The sequence below is a fragment of the Kosakonia sp. YIM B13588 genome (assembly GCF_042788165.1).
Classification (GTDB): Bacteria; Pseudomonadota; Gammaproteobacteria; order Enterobacterales; family Enterobacteriaceae; genus Kosakonia; species Kosakonia sacchari.
In genome coordinates this window covers 67207-86484 of sequence record NZ_JBHZPO010000011.1, presented here as the reverse complement: position 1 = coordinate 86484, position 19278 = coordinate 67207, and the positions used below count along the sequence as shown (strand labels likewise).

Here is a 19278-nt window from a genome sequence, read left to right as displayed (position 1 = left end):
AATGCTACTGAATAAAATTTTCAATAAAATGCTCCCCTTGTCTTTAAGAGGAGGAGCATTAGCCAGCAAATTCATTCTTATAATATTTATTTCCCACAATTATACTTTGTCAAATTTAGGCGAGTATGCCTTAATCGTAGCTGGCGTTAGCTATACGGGTTATTTGCTAGGTTTTGATTTTTATACTTATTCGTCAAGGAGAATAATCGGATCTTCGAGAAAAGAACAAAGCTCATTCCTTAAAAATCAGTTTTTTTTATATTTCATTCATTATTCTCTTGCTGTATTAATAACTTGCATGTTTGTGCTTTACGAGCCTGCATTAAAAAACGTAGCTATAATTTTTGTTATTTTAATTATACTGGATCATTGCTCACTGGAGGTGATGAGATTATTAGTAGTATATGAACATCCTTTCAGTGCTAACTTACAGTTTTTTATTCGTAATGGTCTTTGGGTGTATGCATATATACCGTATGCTTTTACGAACGCCGATGTGCCATTTTACACCATATGGTTTTTTTGGATTGTAGCTGAAATAATAAGTATTTTTTTTATAATAATAGTATTAAAAAAGATACCATTTTCTTTAATCATGCGCTCCAAAATTGACCACCAATGGATTCTGCAGGGCCTTAAGGTTTGCCTTCCGCTTCTAATATCAACGCTTTCGTTGCGCGGTATGTTCACAGCGGATAGATATATTCTGGGCTATTTTGGGAATAAAGAAATAGTCGGTGTTTATTCTTACTTCTCTAGTTTTTCATCTTCAATAATGGCTTTCGTCGATGCAAGTGTGGTAATGCTTTTTTACCCAAAATTGGTGAGATATTCAAAAGAAGGTTTAAGAAAAAAATACCTTGCTACAAAACAAAAGTTTTTAAAAGCACTCGTTATAACAAGTCTCTGCATTACGGCAACACTTATGATATGTGTCCCTTATATTTCTAAAGTGATAAAGAAAGAGAGTTTTTTAAATTCGCTGCCATTGTTCTATATATTACTGCTTGGATCTATAATGTATTGTGTTTCACTTGTTTATCATTTCGATTTATATGCAAGGAATTTAGATCGTTATATTATCAAATCTAGTATACTTGCATTTTTGGTTTCTATTGTATTGATGGTTATTTTAGGTTATCTATATTCATCTATTGGTATAGCTATAAGCCAATTTATAGGTATAACGGTGTTGCTCATAGCAAAATATAGATTTTGCAAGTTAGGGCCATATGATTGATGTAATATATATTTCAGGAGTTTTAAATGAAAGCCATTTGGTTTATGTGGCATCGTTTATAAATAAGATCAAGAATGAGGGTAACTTTAACTTCGCCATATATTATGAAAATAATTCGAGATTCTTGTCCAGTGCTAAAATTCATACCAGTATTATTGAAAAATGGTTAGGTAAAGTTAACTATGTTAAACCGGGCAAGAGCATTCGGGCTGGGTATCGAAAAGAAATTCTTCATCTATTTATCGGTTCTGTAGGTATTAAGCCTGTTCTATTGATGCGAAAAAGCAATATTACTTGTAAAATTAGCAATATTGTAATTGATGAAGGCATTGGGTCTGCATCCGATATTCATACTATGCAAAAAGTTTATATGCGTGAGCGTAAAATAAATAGTTTCAAGGCTTACTTATACGCTTTTATCTATTTTTATTTAAAAAGAGGCGTTTTGGCTAAGCAAACTTGGAGATTGTTTGATGGCCTAAAACCGAATCAACAAATAATGGATTTTATCAAAGCCAAATCGGTACCAATAAAATATGATAACACCTCATACATGCTTTTACTTACGCAACCCTGGGTTAAGCTCGGTATTCTTACTGAGGATGAATACAAAGACTATATTAGCAACATCATTAGTGAAGCGAATGCGTTAAAGCTAAAATTGATAGTAAAACCTCATCCTTCGGAAGATTTTCAGTTGTATGAAAACCTTGGCCTCAATGTGATAGATACACTGACACCGGTTGAATTATGTTTCGATTTTGATAATTGTTTTGCCGTTATAGGTTTTAATAGTACGTCACTTATTTTATTGAATGCCATATATAATACACCTGCTTTTAGGTTAAGCTTTGAAAAAATCGACAGTGTTGTTAGTTGCTCACGTCTTCAGGAATCTCTTTTCAATAAATATACAAGTCAGCGAATGAGTATAATAGATATTTTTAATGAATTATCTATAAGTGAGCACTAATATGGTGATTTTTATTTGTTTTTTGAGCGCCTTTCTTATATGGTCTATCAATATACTTGGTCTAACATCTTGGTCATTAAATATAATATTTGTTGTAGTTTGGTTTGTTACTATTCTCACATGTATTAAAAGCAAAAAAAAAGAATCTGTACTTAATATTATTATGATTTATAGCATGAGCGTGGGCGTGATTTGCTGTCTTATTGTTGAGGGAGGCGCTTATTTATCTGAGATAAGAATGTTCGGCAGACTCAGTGGAGCCACTGTTCGTGTAGGTTTTACAGCTTTAATTTTTTTGCTGACGACGATTTCGATCACCGGTATTCTCAGTAAATATTTACAGCCAGTAAATACAATGGATAAAAAAATTAACTGGTCTATAAATATGCTAATACAATTAATTATATTTTGTTCCTTTTTGGGGCTCCTTTTTGTCTATGCAAAATATGGAACACCCAACTCTAACGGGGTCGATCGTTTTAAATATTGGAGTGATATAGCTCCCGCATGGGGGCGATATTTGCAATTTCTGTTGCTTCAGTTTTCTTTTCTTTTAGGTATTAAATATTCAGAGTCTAAGGCTAAAAAATATATTGTACTTCTTGTGGCTTCTGTTTTTATGCAGTTTATTGGTGGCGAGAAATTCACTGGTCCTACATTATCAATTCTTTTCTTCTTGATACCTTTTCTATTTTATCTACAAAAGGATTTGATTTCAGAAATACTTCGCCCTAAAATTATAATAATTATTTTTGCTGTGGTGTCGATATTTATATTTTCATCCTATTTAAGTTATACGGCAATATATGGTGACTCGGCACAAGGCATTCGTTACTTACTTGAACGTGTCGCGCTGCAAGCGCAGGTTTGGTGGGCCGTTGATTCGACCTCTGATATAATTAACCCTCATTTGAGTCTGGCTTGGTTGCTTAAAAACGGTTTTGGCCTGGGTTTAAATGAAGGGAATGCCATTTTTGGCATGTATTTCCTTATGCAAAAGATTACCCCCTCTGATGTTTTTCTACGATTTGTTGATAATGGGATACGTTTTACGATGGGGGCACCCGTTAATTATAATTATTTCTTTGGTACTGTGCTTGGTCCAGTCGTTGCAATATTCTTTGGTTTTTGGGCTGGTTTCGGTACATGGTTGTTACGTAATGCTATTCTAATGAAAGATCTTTTTTATGGATTTATAGTTTTAAAATATTATTACTTTATCATTCAAATTTGCATTATGTCTGATTGGTATTATTTTTTTACTGCTAAATTTATGGCATTCACAATTTTTATTGTTTTTTATTCTCTCGTATTACAAAGGATAATTATCAAGAAATGGAAAATTGCGTAAAATATTCTATTATAGTCCCTATCTACAATGTAGAACGTTTCTTGAAAGATTGCCTTGATTCCATTCAAAATGCAATGACAGATGAATGTGAATGTATTTTAATTAATGATGGTTCGACAGATAATTCAGGGCATGTTGCAGAAGTATACTGTAAGACACACGAGTTTTTTCATTATCATGAGAAAGAAAACGGTGGGCTATCAGAAGCACGTAACTTTGGGTTACAATTTGCAAAAGGAGAATACATCCTTTTTGTGGATTCAGACGACGTTGTTAGCCCGATAATAATACATGCTATCAATGTTGCGCTTGAAACGAAGAACACAGATGTTGTCTATTTTAACTTTTTAAAATTTTACTCAGGAAATGTAATTAACTTACTTGCAGGGGATATTAATGACTTGCAAATTAGATATTCAGGCCGTAAAGAACTATCGAAGATGCCTAATTTTTCCTGGGCTCGAGTAGTGAGACGCAAGCTCTATGCTGAGAATAAATTTCCTGTAGGTGTAATATATGAAGATGTATATACCTCTCCTTATATAACTCAGCAAGCAACTGTTGTCGCTTTTATTGATTTGCCCTTATATGGTTACCGTAAGCGCAGTGGGTCTATTACAACTGATTCGGCTGAAAGGCAATTTAAATTATTTGAAGCTGTAAAACTGCTGAAGGCCAGACAAGAAAGGGGAGAGGTGGAATTCGTACTTTACTCCACAACCCTTATAAATTTATCTCAGTCGTGTCTCGTTAGTCTGGCTCGTATTGAAGACGCTAATACTCGTTCGATTTATAGAAAGCTTATTAAAAATGAATTTAGTGCCTTAACTTTTATGAATATTGTGTTCAGTTATTCTAAAGTTAAGTTTAAATGCCTTGCTATGGCATCAAGAATTTCGTTTGGTTTATATATTTTAGAAAGGGTTTTGAGGCCTGTTGTTTTATTTTCAGATAAAAGGAATCACTGATGCCTCTCACTGTATATATTGTTAGCCATAAACCTTACGATTTCCCTTTAGCACTTGGGTATGTACCTCTTCAGGTCGGAAATGCCTTAGAGTCTATTGCTAGTATCGCACAGAGAGACTCCAGCGGTGATAACATTGCCCATCTTAATCCTTCATTTTGCGAGTTAACCGCAGCCTACTGGCTCTGGAAAAATGCTCAGGAAGATGTCGTGGGTCTTGCCCATTATCGCCGTTATTTCGCGTCCGCCACTAGTAATCTGACAGTGAAAGGAAAACGTATTGCTTCGCCTGTAGAGTTACAGGAAATGCTGAAAAGTGCCGATATTCTGGTGGCTAAACCCAGGAATTATTTCATCACCAGCATTAAGAATCATTATATCCATGCCCATAATGAATCCGACTATACTCAACTTCGCGATGAAATTGTTCTACAGCAGCCAGACTATCTAACTGATTTCGACGATATAATGGGCGGCACAAAAATCAGTCTTTACAATATGTTCGTGTGCAAAAAGTCGTTGATCAATGAATATTTTTCCTGGCTTTTCCCGATGCTGTTTGCGCTTGAAAAAAAAATCGACTACCAGAACTATGACACATACCAAAAACGCGTTTTTGGATTTATGGCAGAACGTCTCTTCAACGTCTGGCTTCATCACCAGCAGGGGCGTCTGCGAATCATGTATTTGCCTGTTGTGAATATTGATGGCGAAAACCTGTTTTTGAAAGGCATTGGCTTGTTAAAACGACATCTTTGGGGAAAAAAATGAAAGTCGCTATTGTAGGTGCTGGTATCTCTGGTGCTGTGATTGCACGATTATTAGCTGAACAGGGAATCGCATCTGTCGTTTTTGACAAACGCTCTCATATTGCAGGTAACTGCCATTCAGAACGCGATCTGCACACTAACGTCATGTTGCATGTATATGGCCCCCATATTTTTCACACGGATGATAAAGAAGTTTGGGATTTTGTTAATCAGTATTCAGAGTTTATGCCATACACCAATCGCGTGAAGGCAATCTATAAAGGCAACGTTTATTTGCTACCCGTTAACCTGCATACAATTAACCAGTTTTTCAACAAAACGATGCGTCCCGATGAAGCACGTGCTTTTATTGAATCCAAAGCTGATAAATCCATATTAGAACCTCAAAATTTTGAAGAGCAGGCTATCAGCATGATTGGTCGTGAGTTGTATGAAGCGTTCTTTAGAGGCTATACCCGTAAGCAATGGGGCTGCGAACCCACGCAACTACCGGCCAGCATCCTGAAGCGCTTGCCGCTGCGTTTTAATTACAACGACAATTATTTTAATCACCAGTTTCAGGGCATGCCTAAAGAGGGTTATACCGAAATGGTGGCAAATATCCTCGATCACGAACTTATTACAGTCAGAACAGGGACTGAGTTCGTGGCTTCAGAAAGTGCAGCCTGGCAGCATGTTTTCTGGTCAGGTGCGTTGGATGGTTATTTCAACTTTAGTGAGGGACGTCTGGGTTACCGTACCCTGGATTTTGAGAAGTTCACTGCCGATGGTGATTATCAAGGAACCGCTGTTATTAATTACTGTGAAGAGGAAGTTCCTTATACCCGAATTACTGAGCATAAGCATTTCTCGCCATGGGAATCGCATGAAAAAACAACCTGCTATCGTGAGCTTAGCCGCTTCTGCACCGAGGACGATATTCCGTATTATCCGATCCGTATGGTTAAGGAAAAAGAATTACTTAACCGCTACTTAGATAAAGCGCTGGAGTTGAGTAATACAACGTTTGTTGGTCGGCTTGGGACGTATCGCTACCTGGATATGGATGTTACAATCAGGGAAGCCATTGATGTTGCGAAAAAATTCCTCGAATGTCAAAAAAATCAGGAACCAATGCCTGTATTTAATATAAACCCACGCTAAAATCAGGTATTGTCATGGATAAGGATAATTTTTTGAATAAATATAATCCATTGCTATGCAGGGTTTGCCTCGCAACATCGGATTTTATATTTTTTAATTTATCACTTGTACTTTCCATTGGCTGTGTATACTGGATATTTAATGATCTCTATCGTTTTATTCCAGATACGCAGTTAAAGGTGCGCATTATTTCCCATGCCATTCTTGGATTTATTTGCGTGGCATGGTTTTGGGTTCGGTTGCGGCATTATTCTTATCGCAAACCTTTTTGGTTTGAGTTGAAAGAAATTATCCGCACTATTCTCATTTTCGCTGTGTTTGATCTGGCTCTGGTTGCCTTTTCAAAATGGCAATTTTCCCGTTATGTATGGGTCTTTTGTTGGTCGTTTGCGGTAGTATTACTACCATTTTTCAGGGCCATGACTAAACATCTTCTGAATCGTCTGGGAATCTGGAAGAAAAAAACCATTATCATGGGCAGTGGTAATAACGCGATTGAGGCTTACCATGCACTCCAGAGCGAAGAAATGCTTGGCTTTGATGTCGTTGCATTTTACGACGAGGAATGTATAGAGACGACCCTGCAGGGCTACCCGGTACTTCAGGATCCCAATGTTCTCTGGGAACTGAAGAAAACGGGCGATATCCATTTTATTGTGGCATTCGAAATGGAAAACAGTGATAAGACCATCAACTGGCTACGCGAGTTGTCGAAGAAGGATTGTCGTTCTGTCACCGTTATTCCTTCTCTGCGAGGGCTACCGCTTTACAACACGGATATGTCATTTATCTTTAGTCACGAAGTTATGTTGTTGAGGATTCATAATAACCTTGCAAAACGCACTTCCCGTTTCCTCAAGCGGACATTTGATATTGTTTGTTCATTATTCATCATTACCATTTCGTCGCCCCTGCTCCTTTATCTTTGGTACAAAGTCACCCGCGATGGTGGCCCTGCAATTTATGGTCATATGCGAGTTGGTCGCCACGGTAAACTTTTCCCTTGCTATAAGTTCCGCTCAATGGTGATGAATTCGCAGGAGGTTTTACAAAAATTGCTGGATTCGAATCCTGCAGCGCGGGAAGAGTGGGATCGTGATTTTAAGCTTAAGCATGATCCTCGAATTACGCCGGTTGGTCGATTTATTCGAAAAACCAGTCTTGATGAATTGCCGCAACTTTTTAACGTTCTCAAAGGGCAGATGAGTCTTGTTGGTCCGCGACCAATCATTTCGGAGGAACTCAGCCGTTATGATGAAAATGTTGATTATTATTTAATGGCTAAACCAGGGATGACAGGATTGTGGCAAGTGAGTGGGCGTAATAATGTTGATTACGACACACGTGTCTATTTTGACTCCTGGTATGTTAAAAATTGGTCGCTCTGGAACGACATTGCTATCCTGTTCAAAACTGTTAGGGTCGTTTTGCACAGAGATGGCGCATACTAAACTCCGGCCTTTTCATCTTTGTTGCGTCCAATTTGATGCAACATCAATTGCTACCTCATGGTTTCAAACCTGAGTTAACATATGCTTCACTTTGCCTGCCGATGGTTTGTGCGGCAGGATATCCTCACCTGACAGGAGTATGTAATGTCCAAGCAACAAATCGGCGTTGTTGGTATGGCGGTAATGGGGCGCAACCTGGCGCTCAACATTGAGAGTCGCGGCTACACCGTTTCAGTTTTCAACCGCTCCCGTGAAAAAACCGAAGAAGTCATTGCCGAAAACCCGGGCAAAAAGCTGGTTCCTTACTACACCGTACAAGAATTTGTCGAATCCCTGGAAACCCCGCGCCGCATTCTGTTGATGGTGAAAGCTGGTGCAGGCACCGATGCTGCTATCGACTCCCTCAAGCCATATCTCGACAAAGGCGACATCATCATTGATGGTGGTAACACTTTCTTCCAGGACACCATTCGCCGTAATCGCGAACTCTCTGAAGAAGGTTTCAACTTCATCGGCACCGGCGTTTCCGGTGGTGAAGAAGGCGCGCTGAAAGGTCCATCAATCATGCCTGGTGGTCAGAAAGAAGCCTACGATCTGGTTGCTCCGATCCTGACTAAAATTGCTGCAGTTGCAGAAGATGGCGAACCTTGCGTGACGTATATTGGTCCGGACGGTGCGGGTCACTACGTCAAAATGGTGCATAACGGTATCGAATATGGCGATATGCAGCTGATCGCCGAAGCGTACGCGTTGTTGAAAGGCGGTCTGAATCTCTCTAACGAAGAGCTGGCGAAAACCTTCAGTGAGTGGAACGCAGGCGAGCTGAGCAGCTATCTCATCGACATCACCAAAGATATCTTCACCAAGAAAGATGAAGAAGGTAAATACCTGGTTGATGTGATCCTCGACGAAGCGGCGAATAAAGGCACCGGTAAATGGACCAGCCAGAGCTCGCTGGACCTCGGCGAGCCGCTGTCACTGATTACCGAATCCGTGTTTGCGCGCTATATCTCTTCCCTGAAAGAGCAGCGTGTTGCCGCGTCTAAAGTGCTGTCTGGCCCGCAAGCGAAAACAGCAGGGGACAAAGCTGAATTTATCGAGAAAGTACGCCGTGCGCTGTACCTCGGTAAAATTGTTTCCTATGCGCAGGGCTTCTCTCAACTGCGTGCTGCTTCTGACGAGCACAACTGGAACCTGAATTACGGCGAAATCGCGAAGATCTTCCGCGCAGGCTGTATCATTCGTGCGCAGTTCCTGCAGAAAATCACCGACGCCTATGCCGAGACCCCGGCTATCGCAAACCTGTTGCTGGCACCGTACTTCAAGAAAATCGCGGATGACTATCAGCAGGCGCTGCGTGACGTAGTGGCCTATGCCGTGCAGAATGGTATTCCGGTACCGACCTTCTCTGCAGCGGTGGCATACTACGACAGCTACCGTTCTGCAGTACTGCCCGCGAATCTGATTCAGGCTCAGCGTGATTATTTCGGTGCGCACACGTATAAACGTACTGATAAAGACGGCGTGTTCCATAGCGAGTGGCTGGATTAATCTGATAATCACCCATCTGGTTTACCCAAGCCCGGTTACTAAAACCGGGCTTTTTTTTCGTCTTAACCGCCTTTTTTTCGGGCAGTCATATTCATTTCGTCGATTATTGCCTGCTAAACCATACATAAACGCTGCTGTTGACGGCTGATTGTCGCCTTGACAGTCCCTCAACAGAAGAGGTAAAAACCCCAACAGTTATTGATATAAAGCGGGTGGCGACGGGATCGTCATCTCCGGTTTCATACACTCACAAAAGTTGCTTATCGAATGAAAATAACAATCTCCGGAACAGGTTACGTTGGGCTATCGAACGGGATTCTGATTGCGCAGAACCATGAAGTGGTGGCGCTGGATATCGTTCAGTCCAAAGTAGATATGCTTAATCAGAAGATCTCTCCCATTGTTGATAAGGAGATTCAGGAGTATTTGCAGAATAAGCCGCTGAACTTCCGTGCGACGACGGACAAACTGGACGCCTATCGCGGCGCGGATTTTGTCATCATCGCCACGCCGACGGATTACGATCCGAAAACGAACTACTTCAACACCAGCAGCGTGGAATCAGTGATCCGTGATGTTCACGAGATCAACCCGCAAGCGGTGATGATCATTAAATCCACCATTCCGGTGGGCTTTACCCAATCCATCCGTGAAAAATACGGTATTGATAACGTTATCTTCTCACCGGAATTCCTGCGTGAAGGTAAAGCGCTGTACGATAACCTGCACCCGTCGCGTATCGTTATCGGCGAACGCTCCGAACGCGCCGAACGTTTTGCTGCGTTGTTGCAGGAAGGCGCGATCAAAAAAGATATTCGCGTACTGTTCACTGATTCAACCGAAGCCGAAGCGATTAAACTGTTCGCTAACACCTATCTGGCGATGCGCGTGGCGTACTTCAACGAACTGGATAGCTATGCAGAAAGCCTGGGGCTGAACAGCCGTCAGATTATCGAAGGCGTATGTCTGGATCCGCGTATCGGCAATCATTACAACAACCCATCGTTTGGTTATGGTGGTTACTGCTTGCCGAAAGATACCAAACAGCTGCTGGCGAACTACCAGTCAGTACCGAATAATATTATTTCGGCTATCGTTGATGCTAACCGCACCCGTAAAGACTTTATTGCGGATTCTATCCTGGCGCGTAAACCGAAGGTGGTGGGTGTCTATCGTCTGATTATGAAGAGCGGTTCCGATAACTTCCGCGCCTCTTCGATTCAGGGCATCATGAAGCGCATCAAAGCGAAGGGCGTGCAGGTCATCATTTATGAACCGGTCATGCAGGAAGATGAATTCTTCCACTCCCGCGTGGTACGCGATCTGGACGCGTTCAAACAGGAAGCGGATGTCATTATCTCCAACCGTATGGCACAAGAGCTGGCGGATGTGGAAGAGAAGGTCTACACCCGCGATTTATTCGGCAACGACTAAATGTTATTACAGAAAGTAAAACGGCCCGTCAGGGCCGTTTTTTTTACACGTTATAAAAATTTCTGTACCAGTCAACAAAGCGCTTCACACCCTCTTTGACAGAAGTCTGGGGCTTGAAGCCAGTCACAGCATACAGCGGTTGGGTGTCTGCACTCGTCTCCAGCACATCGCCGGGCTGAATCGGCATCATGTTCTTCTGCGCTTCAATCCCCAGCGCCTCTTCCAGTGCCGTGATGTAATCCATCAGCTCAACCGGAGAGCTATTGCCAATATTGTAAACATGGTAAGGCGCGGAGCTGGTTGCCGGTGATCCGCTTTCAACAGTCCAGTTTGCATCTGGCTGCGGGATCACATCCTGCATACGGATAATCGCTTCCACGATATCGTCAATGTAGGTGAAGTCGCGCTTCATTTTGCCGTAGTTGTATACATCTATGCTCTTACCTTCCAGCATAGCTTTAGTGAACTTGAAGAGCGCCATGTCCGGACGTCCCCATGGGCCATAGACCGTAAAGAAACGCAGGCCGGTCGTTGGCAGACCATAGAGATGCGAATAGGTATGCGACATCAGTTCATTGGCTTTTTTCGTTGCCGCATAGAGTGATACCGGGTGGTCAACCGAATCATCAGTAGAGAACGGCATCTTTCGGTTTAACCCGTAAACGGAGCTGGAGGAAGCATACAGCAGATGTTGCACTTTATGATGACGACAGCCTTCAAGTACGTTCAGATGTCCAATCAGATTAGATTCTGCATACACGTGCGGGTTTTCCAGCGAGTAACGGACACCAGCTTGTGCTGCGAGGTGAATAACGCGGTCGAATTTCTCACGCGTAAACAGTTGCGCCATCCCTTCGCGGTCAGCGAGATCGATTTTATGAAAATGGAAATCGGGAGAGGCCAGTAAATCTAGGCGCGCTTGCTTCAGACTGACATCGTAATAGTCGTTGAGGTTATCGATACCCACCACCTGATGGCCCGCCTGCAGCAGGCGTTCACTGACATGATAACCGATAAACCCGGCAGCGCCGGTAACCAAAAATTTCATAGCTAATCCTTTCTAACATCTAAAACGTACAATCTGTCTATTGTATGATCCCAGACTGGTAATCGCTATCAGTTATAAAAGCGGTCATAGTTCTTAAATAGTGCCTGGTAAAACTTATTTACATGAAGTCCTATAGAAAAAAAATAACGAACCGCTAAACTCGCGCTCTATAATTCTCTTTTGCGCTTCTCATTTAGGGTTGCTATGACTTACGAAAAACAAAGTTTGCCTGCCGGGCAGAGTAATGATTCAGAACAGATTGATTTGTTAGATGTTTTATCTCAAGTCTGGCGTGGTAAGTGGATTGTAGCCTTATTTATTCTTGCCGCTGTTATTATTGCTGGTGTCTATATAAGCATCGCCAAAGAAAAATGGACCTCGATCGCGGTGATCAATGCTCCGGATGCCGGACAGATTGCTGGTTACTCAAATGCGATGAGTGTCATAATCAATGATCCACGGTTTGATATCACGGATATCCAACAACGCGTGATTGTGCGTTTCAATTCGGCTTTTTCTGCTCTCACGGAAGCTCTTAAGAACCAGGAAAAACCTGAAGATCTGACAATTGGCGCCGCAGTGCAGGGGCAACCATTACCCCTCAAGCTAGCCTATGCTGGCTCAAGTGCTCAAGATGCACAGAGAAAGCTGGCAGAATATATTGAAAAAATCGACCAGCAAATCGCCAGAGAATTGGTAGATGATTTAAAGACCAATATTAAATCTCAAACAACAAATTTGGTCGCATCGTTGTCGACACAGGAAAAAGTGGCTCAGGAACAAAAGAGCTTGCGTATCAAGCAGATTATTCAGGCGCTCTCGGTGGCTAAAGAGTCTGGTGTCAAGTCGCCACAAGTGCAACAAACAGAAAACGTGTCTCAGGACACTATGTTTCTGCTCGGCAGTACGGCGCTGGAATCAATGGTGAAAAATGAATCTTCCCGTCCGCTGATTTTTTCTGATGATTACTATAAAACTCGGCAAAATTTATTAGATATCCAGAGCATTGTCGTGAAGCCGCAGAGTATACATGCGTATCGCTATGTAATGAAACCAACATTGCCAATTCAGCGTGACAGCCCTAAGCGCGCATTAACTATGATATTGGCACTACTGCTGGGTACTATCGTTGGATCCGGATTCGTTCTCATGCGTAACGCATTCCGAAATTATCAATCGAAAGCATAAGCACAAAAAAAACCGGGCAGCGCCCGGTTTTTTTACGCCCGCTATTTGTGCCGCTTGCGTAAATTCTCAATCACGGTCGTCAAATCAAGCTGCTGATCCTGCAGCAGCACCAGCAGGTGATACATCAGGTCAGAGGCTTCGTTAGTCAGCTCTTCGCGGTCGTTCACGGTTGCCGCCAGTGCCGTTTCTACACCTTCTTCGCCCACTTTCTGCGCGATACGCTTAGTGCCGCTGGCGTAGAGTTTGGCGGTGTAAGAACTTGCCGGGTCGGCCGTTTTACGTGCAGCGAGCAGCTCTTCTAACTGGTAAAGGAACAACCACTGGTGGCTGGTGTCGCCAAAGCAGCTGGATGTTCCCGTGTGGCAGGTTGGGCCGATAGGGTTAACAAGGACCAGCAACGTGTCGTTGTCGCAATCAGGGGCTATGTTCACCACATTAAGAAAATGACCCGAGGTTTCACCTTTGGTCCACAAGCGCCCTTTAGTGCGGGAGAAAAAAGTGACTTTGCCGCTTTCCTGCGTTTTAGCCAGCGCTTCTTTGTTCATGTAACCCAGCATCAGCACTTCGCCGGAAACCGCATGTTGCACCACGGCGGGCAGCAGTCCGTCGGTTTTTTCCCAGTCCAGTTGGGCCAGTTGTTGCTCTGTTAACATACCCTGATCTCCACGCCCTGGCCTGCCAGGTACGTTTTTAATTCACCAATATTGATAATCTGCTTGTGAAACACGGAAGCTGCCAGCGCGCCGTCAACGTTCGCATCGCGAAAGGCTTCCAGGAAATGTTCCATGGTGCCCGCTCCACCAGAAGCAATCAGCGGTACGTGGCACACCGCGCGCACTTTCTTCAGTTGTTCAAGATCGTAGCCATTGCGCACGCCATCCTGGTTCATCATGTTCAGCACGATTTCACCGGCGCCGCGCTTTTGCACTTCCTGCACCCAGTCCAGCGTTTCCCATTGCGTAACACGGGTCCGGCTCTCATCACCGGTGTACTGATTAACGTGATATTTGCCCGTGTCGGCGTCAAACCAGGTGTCGATACCGACCACAATGCACTGCACGCCAAAGCGATCGGCCAGACGTGTGATTAATTCAGGATCGGCCAGCGCAGGGGAGTTAATCGAAATTTTATCTGCGCCAAACGAGAGAATTTTCGCCGCATCGTCAGCAGACTTAATCCCACCTGCGACACAGAAAGGAATATCAATCACTTCCGCCACGCGTGACACCCAGCTCTTGTCCACCACGCGGCCATCGCTGGAAGCGGTAATATCGTAGAATACCAGCTCGTCCGCGCCTTCTTCGGCGTAGCGTTTTGCCAGCGGCACAATGTCGCCAATAATTTCGTGATTACGAAACTGTACGCCTTTCACCACCTGACCATCACGCACGTCAAGACAAGGGATTATCCGTTTTGCCAGCATTGAATGGCCTCCTTCACCGTGAATTTACCTTCCAGCAGCGCACGTCCGACAATCACGCCGCGCACGCCAGTACCGCGCAGGGCGGCAATATCCTTCAAACCACCAATGCCGCCGGAAGACTGAAACGCCACCTGCGACCAGCGGGCGCAAATCTCTTCATACAGAGAAACGTTCGAGCCAGCGAGCGTACCGTCGCGGGAAATATCGGTACACAGCACATGTTTCAGCCCAACCGCCAGATAGGTTTCCACCAGTGCTTCCAGCGTCACACCGGAGTTCTCCTGCCAGCCGCTCACCGCGACCTGTTTCGTGCCCTGTTCATCGATGCGCACATCCAGCGCCAGCACCAGCTTGTCTGCGCCAAAGCGTGCAAACCAGCCTTTCACAACCTCCGGTGATTTTACTGCCGTCGAGCCGATTACCACGCGGGCAACACCGGCTGCGAGCAGGGCGGCGACGTCCTCTTCCGTGCGTACACCGCCACCAACCTGTACCGGAACGTTCACCCCGGCAACCAGCGTTTTCAGCAACGGGATCTGGCGTTTCGCCGGATCTTTCGCGCCGGTTAAATCGACGAGGTGCAGCACCTGCGCGCCCTGAGTGGCGTAATCCTGCAAGCGCGGCAGCGGGTCGTTACCATAATCGCGCTGCTGTGCGTAGTCACCCTGATGAAGACGTACGACGGTGCCGTCAATTAAATCTAAAGCCGGAATAATCATCACATCTCCAGGAAGTTTTTCAGCAGTTGCGCACCCGCGCGGCCGGAACGTTCCGGGTGAAACTGTACGCCGTAGAAATTATCTTTCTGCACGGCAGCGGTAAACGGCTCGCCGTAATCGCAGCGGGCAATGGTGTACGCATTCACCGGCATGGCGTAGCTGTGCACAAAGTAGAAGTAAGCGCCATCTTCGATGCCCTGGAACAAGCGGTTGCCAGCTTTTGCGTAAACCTGGTTCCAGCCCATATGCGGCAGTGGCAGGCCAACGTCTTTCATCTTTGGCACATCCTGTTCGATGATGCCTAACAAATCGACGCCGTGGGTCTCTTCGCTAAAACGTCCGAGCAGTTGCATCCCCAGGCAGATACCGAGCACCGGTTGCGTACAGGCTTTCACCAGTTCGATCAGCTCGCGCTCGCGCAGCTGATCCATCGCGGCCTGCGCCGTTCCGACACCGGGTAAAAACAGTTTGTCTGCGCGTAGCACCACATCCGGATCGCGACTGACTTGCGGCTCGTAACCGTGGCGCGAGACGGCGGATTTCACCGAGTTCAGGTTGGCGCAGCCGGTATCGAGGATCACCACATTCATCACAGCACTCCTTTTGATGAGGGGAGCGTATCGCCTTCCACGCGGATCGCCTGGCGCAGCGTGCGGCCAAATGCTTTAAATAAGCTTTCCACGCGGTGGTGGTCGTTTTTGCCTTTGGTTTTGAGATGCAGCGTCACGGCCATGGTGTAAGAGAGCGAGCGGAAGAAGTGCTCGACCATTTCGGTGCTCAAATCGCCCACGCGCTGGTAGGCAAACTCCGCTTTATATTCGAGGTGCGGACGACCTGAAATGTCCAATGCACAGCGTGCCAGGCACTCATCCATCGGCAACACAAAGCCAAAACGGTTGATACCGCGTTTGTCGCCGAGCGCCAGTTTGAGCGCTTCACCCAGCGCCAGCCCGGTATCTTCTACCGTGTGATGATCGTCAATATAGAGATCGCCTTTCACCGCAATTTCCATCCGAAAACCGCCATGCGTCGCAATCTGATCAAGCATGTGGTCGAAGAAACCGACGCCAGTGTGAATTTTGCTGCCGCCTTCGCGATCCAGCCACACTTTGACATCAATCTGCGTCTCTTTGGTGTTGCGCTCAACGTGTGCATACCGGTCGCGGCGCGTCAGTTGCTCACCAATCATCGCCCAGTTCAGTGTCTCTGGGTTGTATCGAAAACCGCCAATCGACATGTTGTTCGCCAGCTCAATATCAGTGGCGCGGTCGCCAATCACATAGCTATTCGCGCGATCGAGTGCGCCTTCTGCCAGCCAGCGTTCCACCAGCTTCACTTTTGGCTTACGGCAGTCGCATGCATCGGCAGGCAGGTGCGGGCAAATCAGCACCTCTTCAAATTCGATGCCCTGGGAGGTGAAGACCTGCATCATCAAGTTGTGCGGGCCATCGAAATCCGCTTGCGGAAAGCTGCTGGTACCCAGACCGTCCTGATTGGTGATCATCACCAGTTTGTAACCGGCTTTTTGCAGTTTCAGTAATACCGGGATGACCTCCGGCTCAAAGGCCAGTTTCTCGAATTTATCCACCTGATAATCGGAAGGGGGTTCGGAAATCAGGGTTCCATCACGGTCAATAAACAGGTACTTCTGGCTCATACTGGCTCCGCACGTAAAGCGTCAATGACGCGCTGGCTCTCTGCACGGGTACCGATAGTGATACGCAGGCAGCCGCTTAAAGAAGGTTGTTTGTTCTGGTCTCTCAGGATAATGCCTTGATCCCACAATGATTTAAACACTGCACTGGAGGCAGTCAGACGCACGAGAATATAGTTAGTCTCTGAGTCGAACACCTGCTCCACACACGGAATATCCCGCAGCGCGGTAACCAGATACTGGCGTTCAACCAGAATTTGCGCCACCCGTTCGCGCATCGCGACAATGCCCTGCGGGCTGAGCGCTTGCGCGGCAATATCCGCCACCGGTGTAGAGAGCGGGTAGGGGGCAATCACTTTTAACAGCAGAGCGATAACGTCTTCGTTGGCAAGGGTAAAGCCGCAGCGCAGGCCTGCCAGCGCAAACGCTTTCGAGAGTGTACGCAGTACCACCAGATTCGGATATTCACTGAGCCAGCCGGCCAGCGTGGCCTGCGGGCAAAACTCAATATAAGCTTCATCCGCCACAACAATTGCTTTGCCGCGCGTCATTTCGAGCAAGACGCGGAAATCTTGGGGATTAATAATCTGCCCGGTGGGGTTATTTGGGCTGCAAACGTAGATAACTTTGACACCGTCCAGTTTGTCGGCAATGCCTTGCAGATCCAGCTGCCAGTCAGAAAGCGCGGCCACGGTACGGTACTCCACGCCCAGCGTCTCGGCACTGACGCTATACATGCCGTAGGTCGGCGGGCAGAACAGCACCGCGTCTTTACCCGGTTCACAAAACGCGCGGATCAATAACTCAATGCCTTCATCTGCGCCACGGCTGACCAGCACTTGCTCCGGTTTTACGCCCGCATAGTGCGCATAACTTTCGATAACCGCTTTCGGCTGGCACTCCGGGTAACGGTTTAATGTTTGCTGTGTCAGTTCAAAAGGAACCGCTGTCGGGAATTCATTGGCATTCAGCCAGACGTCACCTCTACCGCCAAGACGGCGAGCCGACTGATAGGGCGTCAGTTCGCGCACATTTTTACGCGCCAGTTCTTCAATGCTCATGCTTGCTCCTTTAATGCGTTAACGCGCAACGTGACGGCGTTTTTGTGAGCGGTCAGGCGTTCTGCCGCCGCCAGCGTTTCAATGGTGCTTGCCAGTTGCGCAAAACCGTCGCGGGAGAGCTCCTGCACCGTCATACGTTTCTGGAAATCGGCCAGACCCAGGCTGGAACAGGTGGCGGTATAACCATAAGTCGGCAGCACGTGGTTGGTACCGGAGGCGTAATCGCCTGCGGATTCCGGTGACCAGTCACCAAGAAACACCGAGCCTGCGCTGGTGATACTCTCCACTAACGAACGGGCATCGCGGGTCTGAATAATCAGGTGCTCCGGGCCGTATTGGTTGGAAATCGCCACACATTGCGCTAAATCGCGCGCCACAATCAGGCGGCTGGCAGAAAGCGCCTGGCGAGCGGTTTCCGCGCGCGGCAGTTCCGCAAGCTGGCGTTCAACCGCCTCGGCTACACGGGTCGCTATTTCGCTATCCGGCGTCAGCAGGATCACCTGCGAGTCCGGGCCGTGTTCCGCCTGCGAAAGCAGATCGGAGGCGACAAAATCTGGCGTTGCGCCGCTATCGGCAATCACCAGCACTTCGGAAGGACCGGCTGGCATATCGATTGCCGCGCCGTCAAGACGCTGGCTGACCTGACGTTTGGCTTCGGTTACAAAGGCATTACCGGGGCCAAAAATTTTGTCGACCTTCGCGATCGATTCGGTGCCAAAGGCCAGCGCGGCAATAGCCTGCGCGCCGCCCACTTTAAAGATCGCCTGCACGCCACAAAGCTTCGCGGCATAGAGAATTTCATCGGCAATCGGCGGCGGTGAGCAGAGCACCACTTTCTGGCAACCGGCAATGCGTGCCGGAGTGGCCAGCATTAATACGGTTGAAAACAATGGCGCAGAACCGCCGGGAATATACAGGCCCACCGAGGCGATAGGTCGGGTAACCTGCTGGCAGCGCACACCCGGCAGGGTTTCAACATCCACCGTTTGCAGCTTTTGCGCGGTGTGGAAGGTGTCGATATTTTTCACCGCTACGGCCATCGCTTGCTTGATGTCGTCACCCAGGCGCGCGCTGGCATCGGCGATTTCCTGTTCGGTGACTTTCAGCGCGTCGACCTGCGTTTTGTCGAACCTGGCGCTGTATTCACGCAGGGCGTCATCGCCGCGCGCTTTCACAGTATCGAGGATCTCAATCACGGTACGCGTGATGCTATCAGAGGCAGAGATCGCCGGGCGCATCAGCAAGTCGCGTTGCTCTGCTTCGCTACAGCTGTTCCAGTCGATTACGGTATTGAAGCTCATGGCC

The 19278-nt window shown here is 46.3% G+C and carries 18 protein-coding genes; 10 read left to right on the top strand and 8 right to left on the bottom strand.

The window, feature by feature from the left end:
• The first annotated feature begins 1 nt into the window (after nt 1).
• The 9 genes from ACFX4U_RS17995 (at nt 2) to ugd (ending at nt 10880) form a co-directional block, all read left to right on the top strand.
• A complete protein-coding gene (locus ACFX4U_RS17995) occupies nt 2–1240 on the top strand; it encodes a hypothetical protein (RefSeq protein WP_313506742.1) in 1239 nt (412 codons plus the stop codon).
• Nucleotides 1233–2213 carry a polysialyltransferase family glycosyltransferase gene (locus ACFX4U_RS17990; RefSeq protein WP_313506743.1) on the top strand — a complete coding sequence of 327 codons (981 nt, stop codon included), beginning with the start codon at nt 1233–1235 and terminating at the stop codon, nt 2211–2213. The genes ACFX4U_RS17995 and ACFX4U_RS17990 overlap by 8 nt, the downstream gene beginning before the upstream one ends.
• A gap of 1 nt (nt 2214) precedes the next feature.
• A complete protein-coding gene (locus ACFX4U_RS17985; protein WP_313506744.1) occupies nt 2215–3564 on the top strand; it encodes a DUF6418 domain-containing protein in 1350 nt (449 codons plus the stop codon).
• On the top strand, nt 3549–4532 hold the full coding sequence (locus ACFX4U_RS17980) for a glycosyltransferase (RefSeq protein ID WP_313506745.1): 984 nt from the start codon (nt 3549–3551) through the stop codon (nt 4530–4532). The genes ACFX4U_RS17985 and ACFX4U_RS17980 overlap by 16 nt, the downstream gene beginning before the upstream one ends.
• Nucleotides 4532–5302 carry a DUF4422 domain-containing protein gene (locus ACFX4U_RS17975; RefSeq protein ID WP_313506746.1) on the top strand — a complete coding sequence of 257 codons (771 nt, stop codon included), beginning with the start codon at nt 4532–4534 and terminating at the stop codon, nt 5300–5302. The genes ACFX4U_RS17980 and ACFX4U_RS17975 overlap by 1 nt, the downstream gene beginning before the upstream one ends.
• On the top strand, nt 5299–6444 hold the full coding sequence (gene glf, locus ACFX4U_RS17970; protein WP_313506747.1) for a UDP-galactopyranose mutase: 1146 nt from the start codon (nt 5299–5301) through the stop codon (nt 6442–6444). The genes ACFX4U_RS17975 and glf overlap by 4 nt, the downstream gene beginning before the upstream one ends.
• Nucleotides 6445–6458: 14 nt before the next feature.
• On the top strand, nt 6459–7895 hold the full coding sequence (locus tag ACFX4U_RS17965) for an undecaprenyl-phosphate galactose phosphotransferase (RefSeq protein ID WP_313506748.1): 1437 nt from the start codon (nt 6459–6461) through the stop codon (nt 7893–7895).
• 144 nt (nt 7896–8039) lie between these two features.
• Complete coding sequence (gndA, locus tag ACFX4U_RS17960) at nt 8040–9446, top strand: NADP-dependent phosphogluconate dehydrogenase (RefSeq protein WP_313506749.1); 1407 nt, start codon at nt 8040–8042, stop codon at nt 9444–9446.
• 267 nt (nt 9447–9713) lie between these two features.
• On the top strand, nt 9714–10880 hold the full coding sequence (ugd, locus tag ACFX4U_RS17955; protein ID WP_249881374.1) for a UDP-glucose 6-dehydrogenase: 1167 nt from the start codon (nt 9714–9716) through the stop codon (nt 10878–10880).
• Nucleotides 10881–10923: 43 nt separating this feature from the next.
• On the opposite strand, the gene ACFX4U_RS17950 is transcribed toward ugd, so the two are convergent.
• On the bottom strand, nt 10924–11928 hold the full coding sequence (locus ACFX4U_RS17950; RefSeq protein ID WP_313506750.1) for an NAD-dependent epimerase: 1005 nt from the start codon (nt 11926–11928) through the stop codon (nt 10924–10926).
• A 204-nt stretch (nt 11929–12132) separates the two neighbouring features.
• Between ACFX4U_RS17950 and wzzB the strand changes: the two genes are divergently transcribed.
• Complete coding sequence (wzzB, locus tag ACFX4U_RS17945) at nt 12133–13116, top strand: LPS O-antigen chain length determinant protein WzzB (RefSeq protein ID WP_313506751.1); 984 nt, start codon at nt 12133–12135, stop codon at nt 13114–13116.
• Between the two features lie 41 nt (nt 13117–13157).
• Here the strand turns inward: wzzB and hisIE are convergent, their stop codons facing one another.
• The 7 genes from hisIE to hisD are packed head-to-tail and all read right to left on the bottom strand — an operon-like array spanning nt 13158 to nt 19274.
• Complete coding sequence (hisIE, locus tag ACFX4U_RS17940; protein WP_305735596.1) at nt 13158–13769, bottom strand: bifunctional phosphoribosyl-AMP cyclohydrolase/phosphoribosyl-ATP diphosphatase HisIE; 612 nt, start codon at nt 13767–13769, stop codon at nt 13158–13160.
• Nucleotides 13763–14539: an imidazole glycerol phosphate synthase subunit HisF gene (gene hisF / locus ACFX4U_RS17935; protein WP_249881378.1), complete on the bottom strand. Its 777-nt coding sequence runs from the start codon at nt 14537–14539 to the stop codon at nt 13763–13765. Before hisF ends, hisIE begins: the two co-directional genes overlap by 7 nt.
• A complete protein-coding gene (gene hisA, locus ACFX4U_RS17930) occupies nt 14521–15258 on the bottom strand; it encodes a 1-(5-phosphoribosyl)-5-[(5-phosphoribosylamino)methylideneamino]imidazole-4-carboxamide isomerase (protein ID WP_313506752.1) in 738 nt (245 codons plus the stop codon). Before hisA ends, hisF begins: the two co-directional genes overlap by 19 nt.
• A complete protein-coding gene (hisH, locus tag ACFX4U_RS17925) occupies nt 15258–15848 on the bottom strand; it encodes an imidazole glycerol phosphate synthase subunit HisH (RefSeq protein WP_200550489.1) in 591 nt (196 codons plus the stop codon). The genes hisA and hisH overlap by 1 nt, the downstream gene beginning before the upstream one ends.
• Entirely contained in the window at nt 15848–16915 is a 1068-nt protein-coding gene (gene hisB, locus ACFX4U_RS17920; protein WP_313506753.1) for a bifunctional histidinol-phosphatase/imidazoleglycerol-phosphate dehydratase HisB, read from the bottom strand. Before hisB ends, hisH begins: the two co-directional genes overlap by 1 nt.
• A complete protein-coding gene (hisC, locus tag ACFX4U_RS17915) occupies nt 16912–17973 on the bottom strand; it encodes a histidinol-phosphate transaminase (RefSeq protein WP_380218551.1) in 1062 nt (353 codons plus the stop codon). The genes hisB and hisC overlap by 4 nt, the downstream gene beginning before the upstream one ends.
• Nucleotides 17970–19274, bottom strand: a complete 1305-nt coding sequence (gene hisD / locus ACFX4U_RS17910; RefSeq protein ID WP_313506755.1) for a histidinol dehydrogenase — start codon at nt 19272–19274, stop codon at nt 17970–17972. The genes hisC and hisD overlap by 4 nt, the downstream gene beginning before the upstream one ends.
• Between the last annotated feature and the right edge of the window lie 4 nt (nt 19275–19278).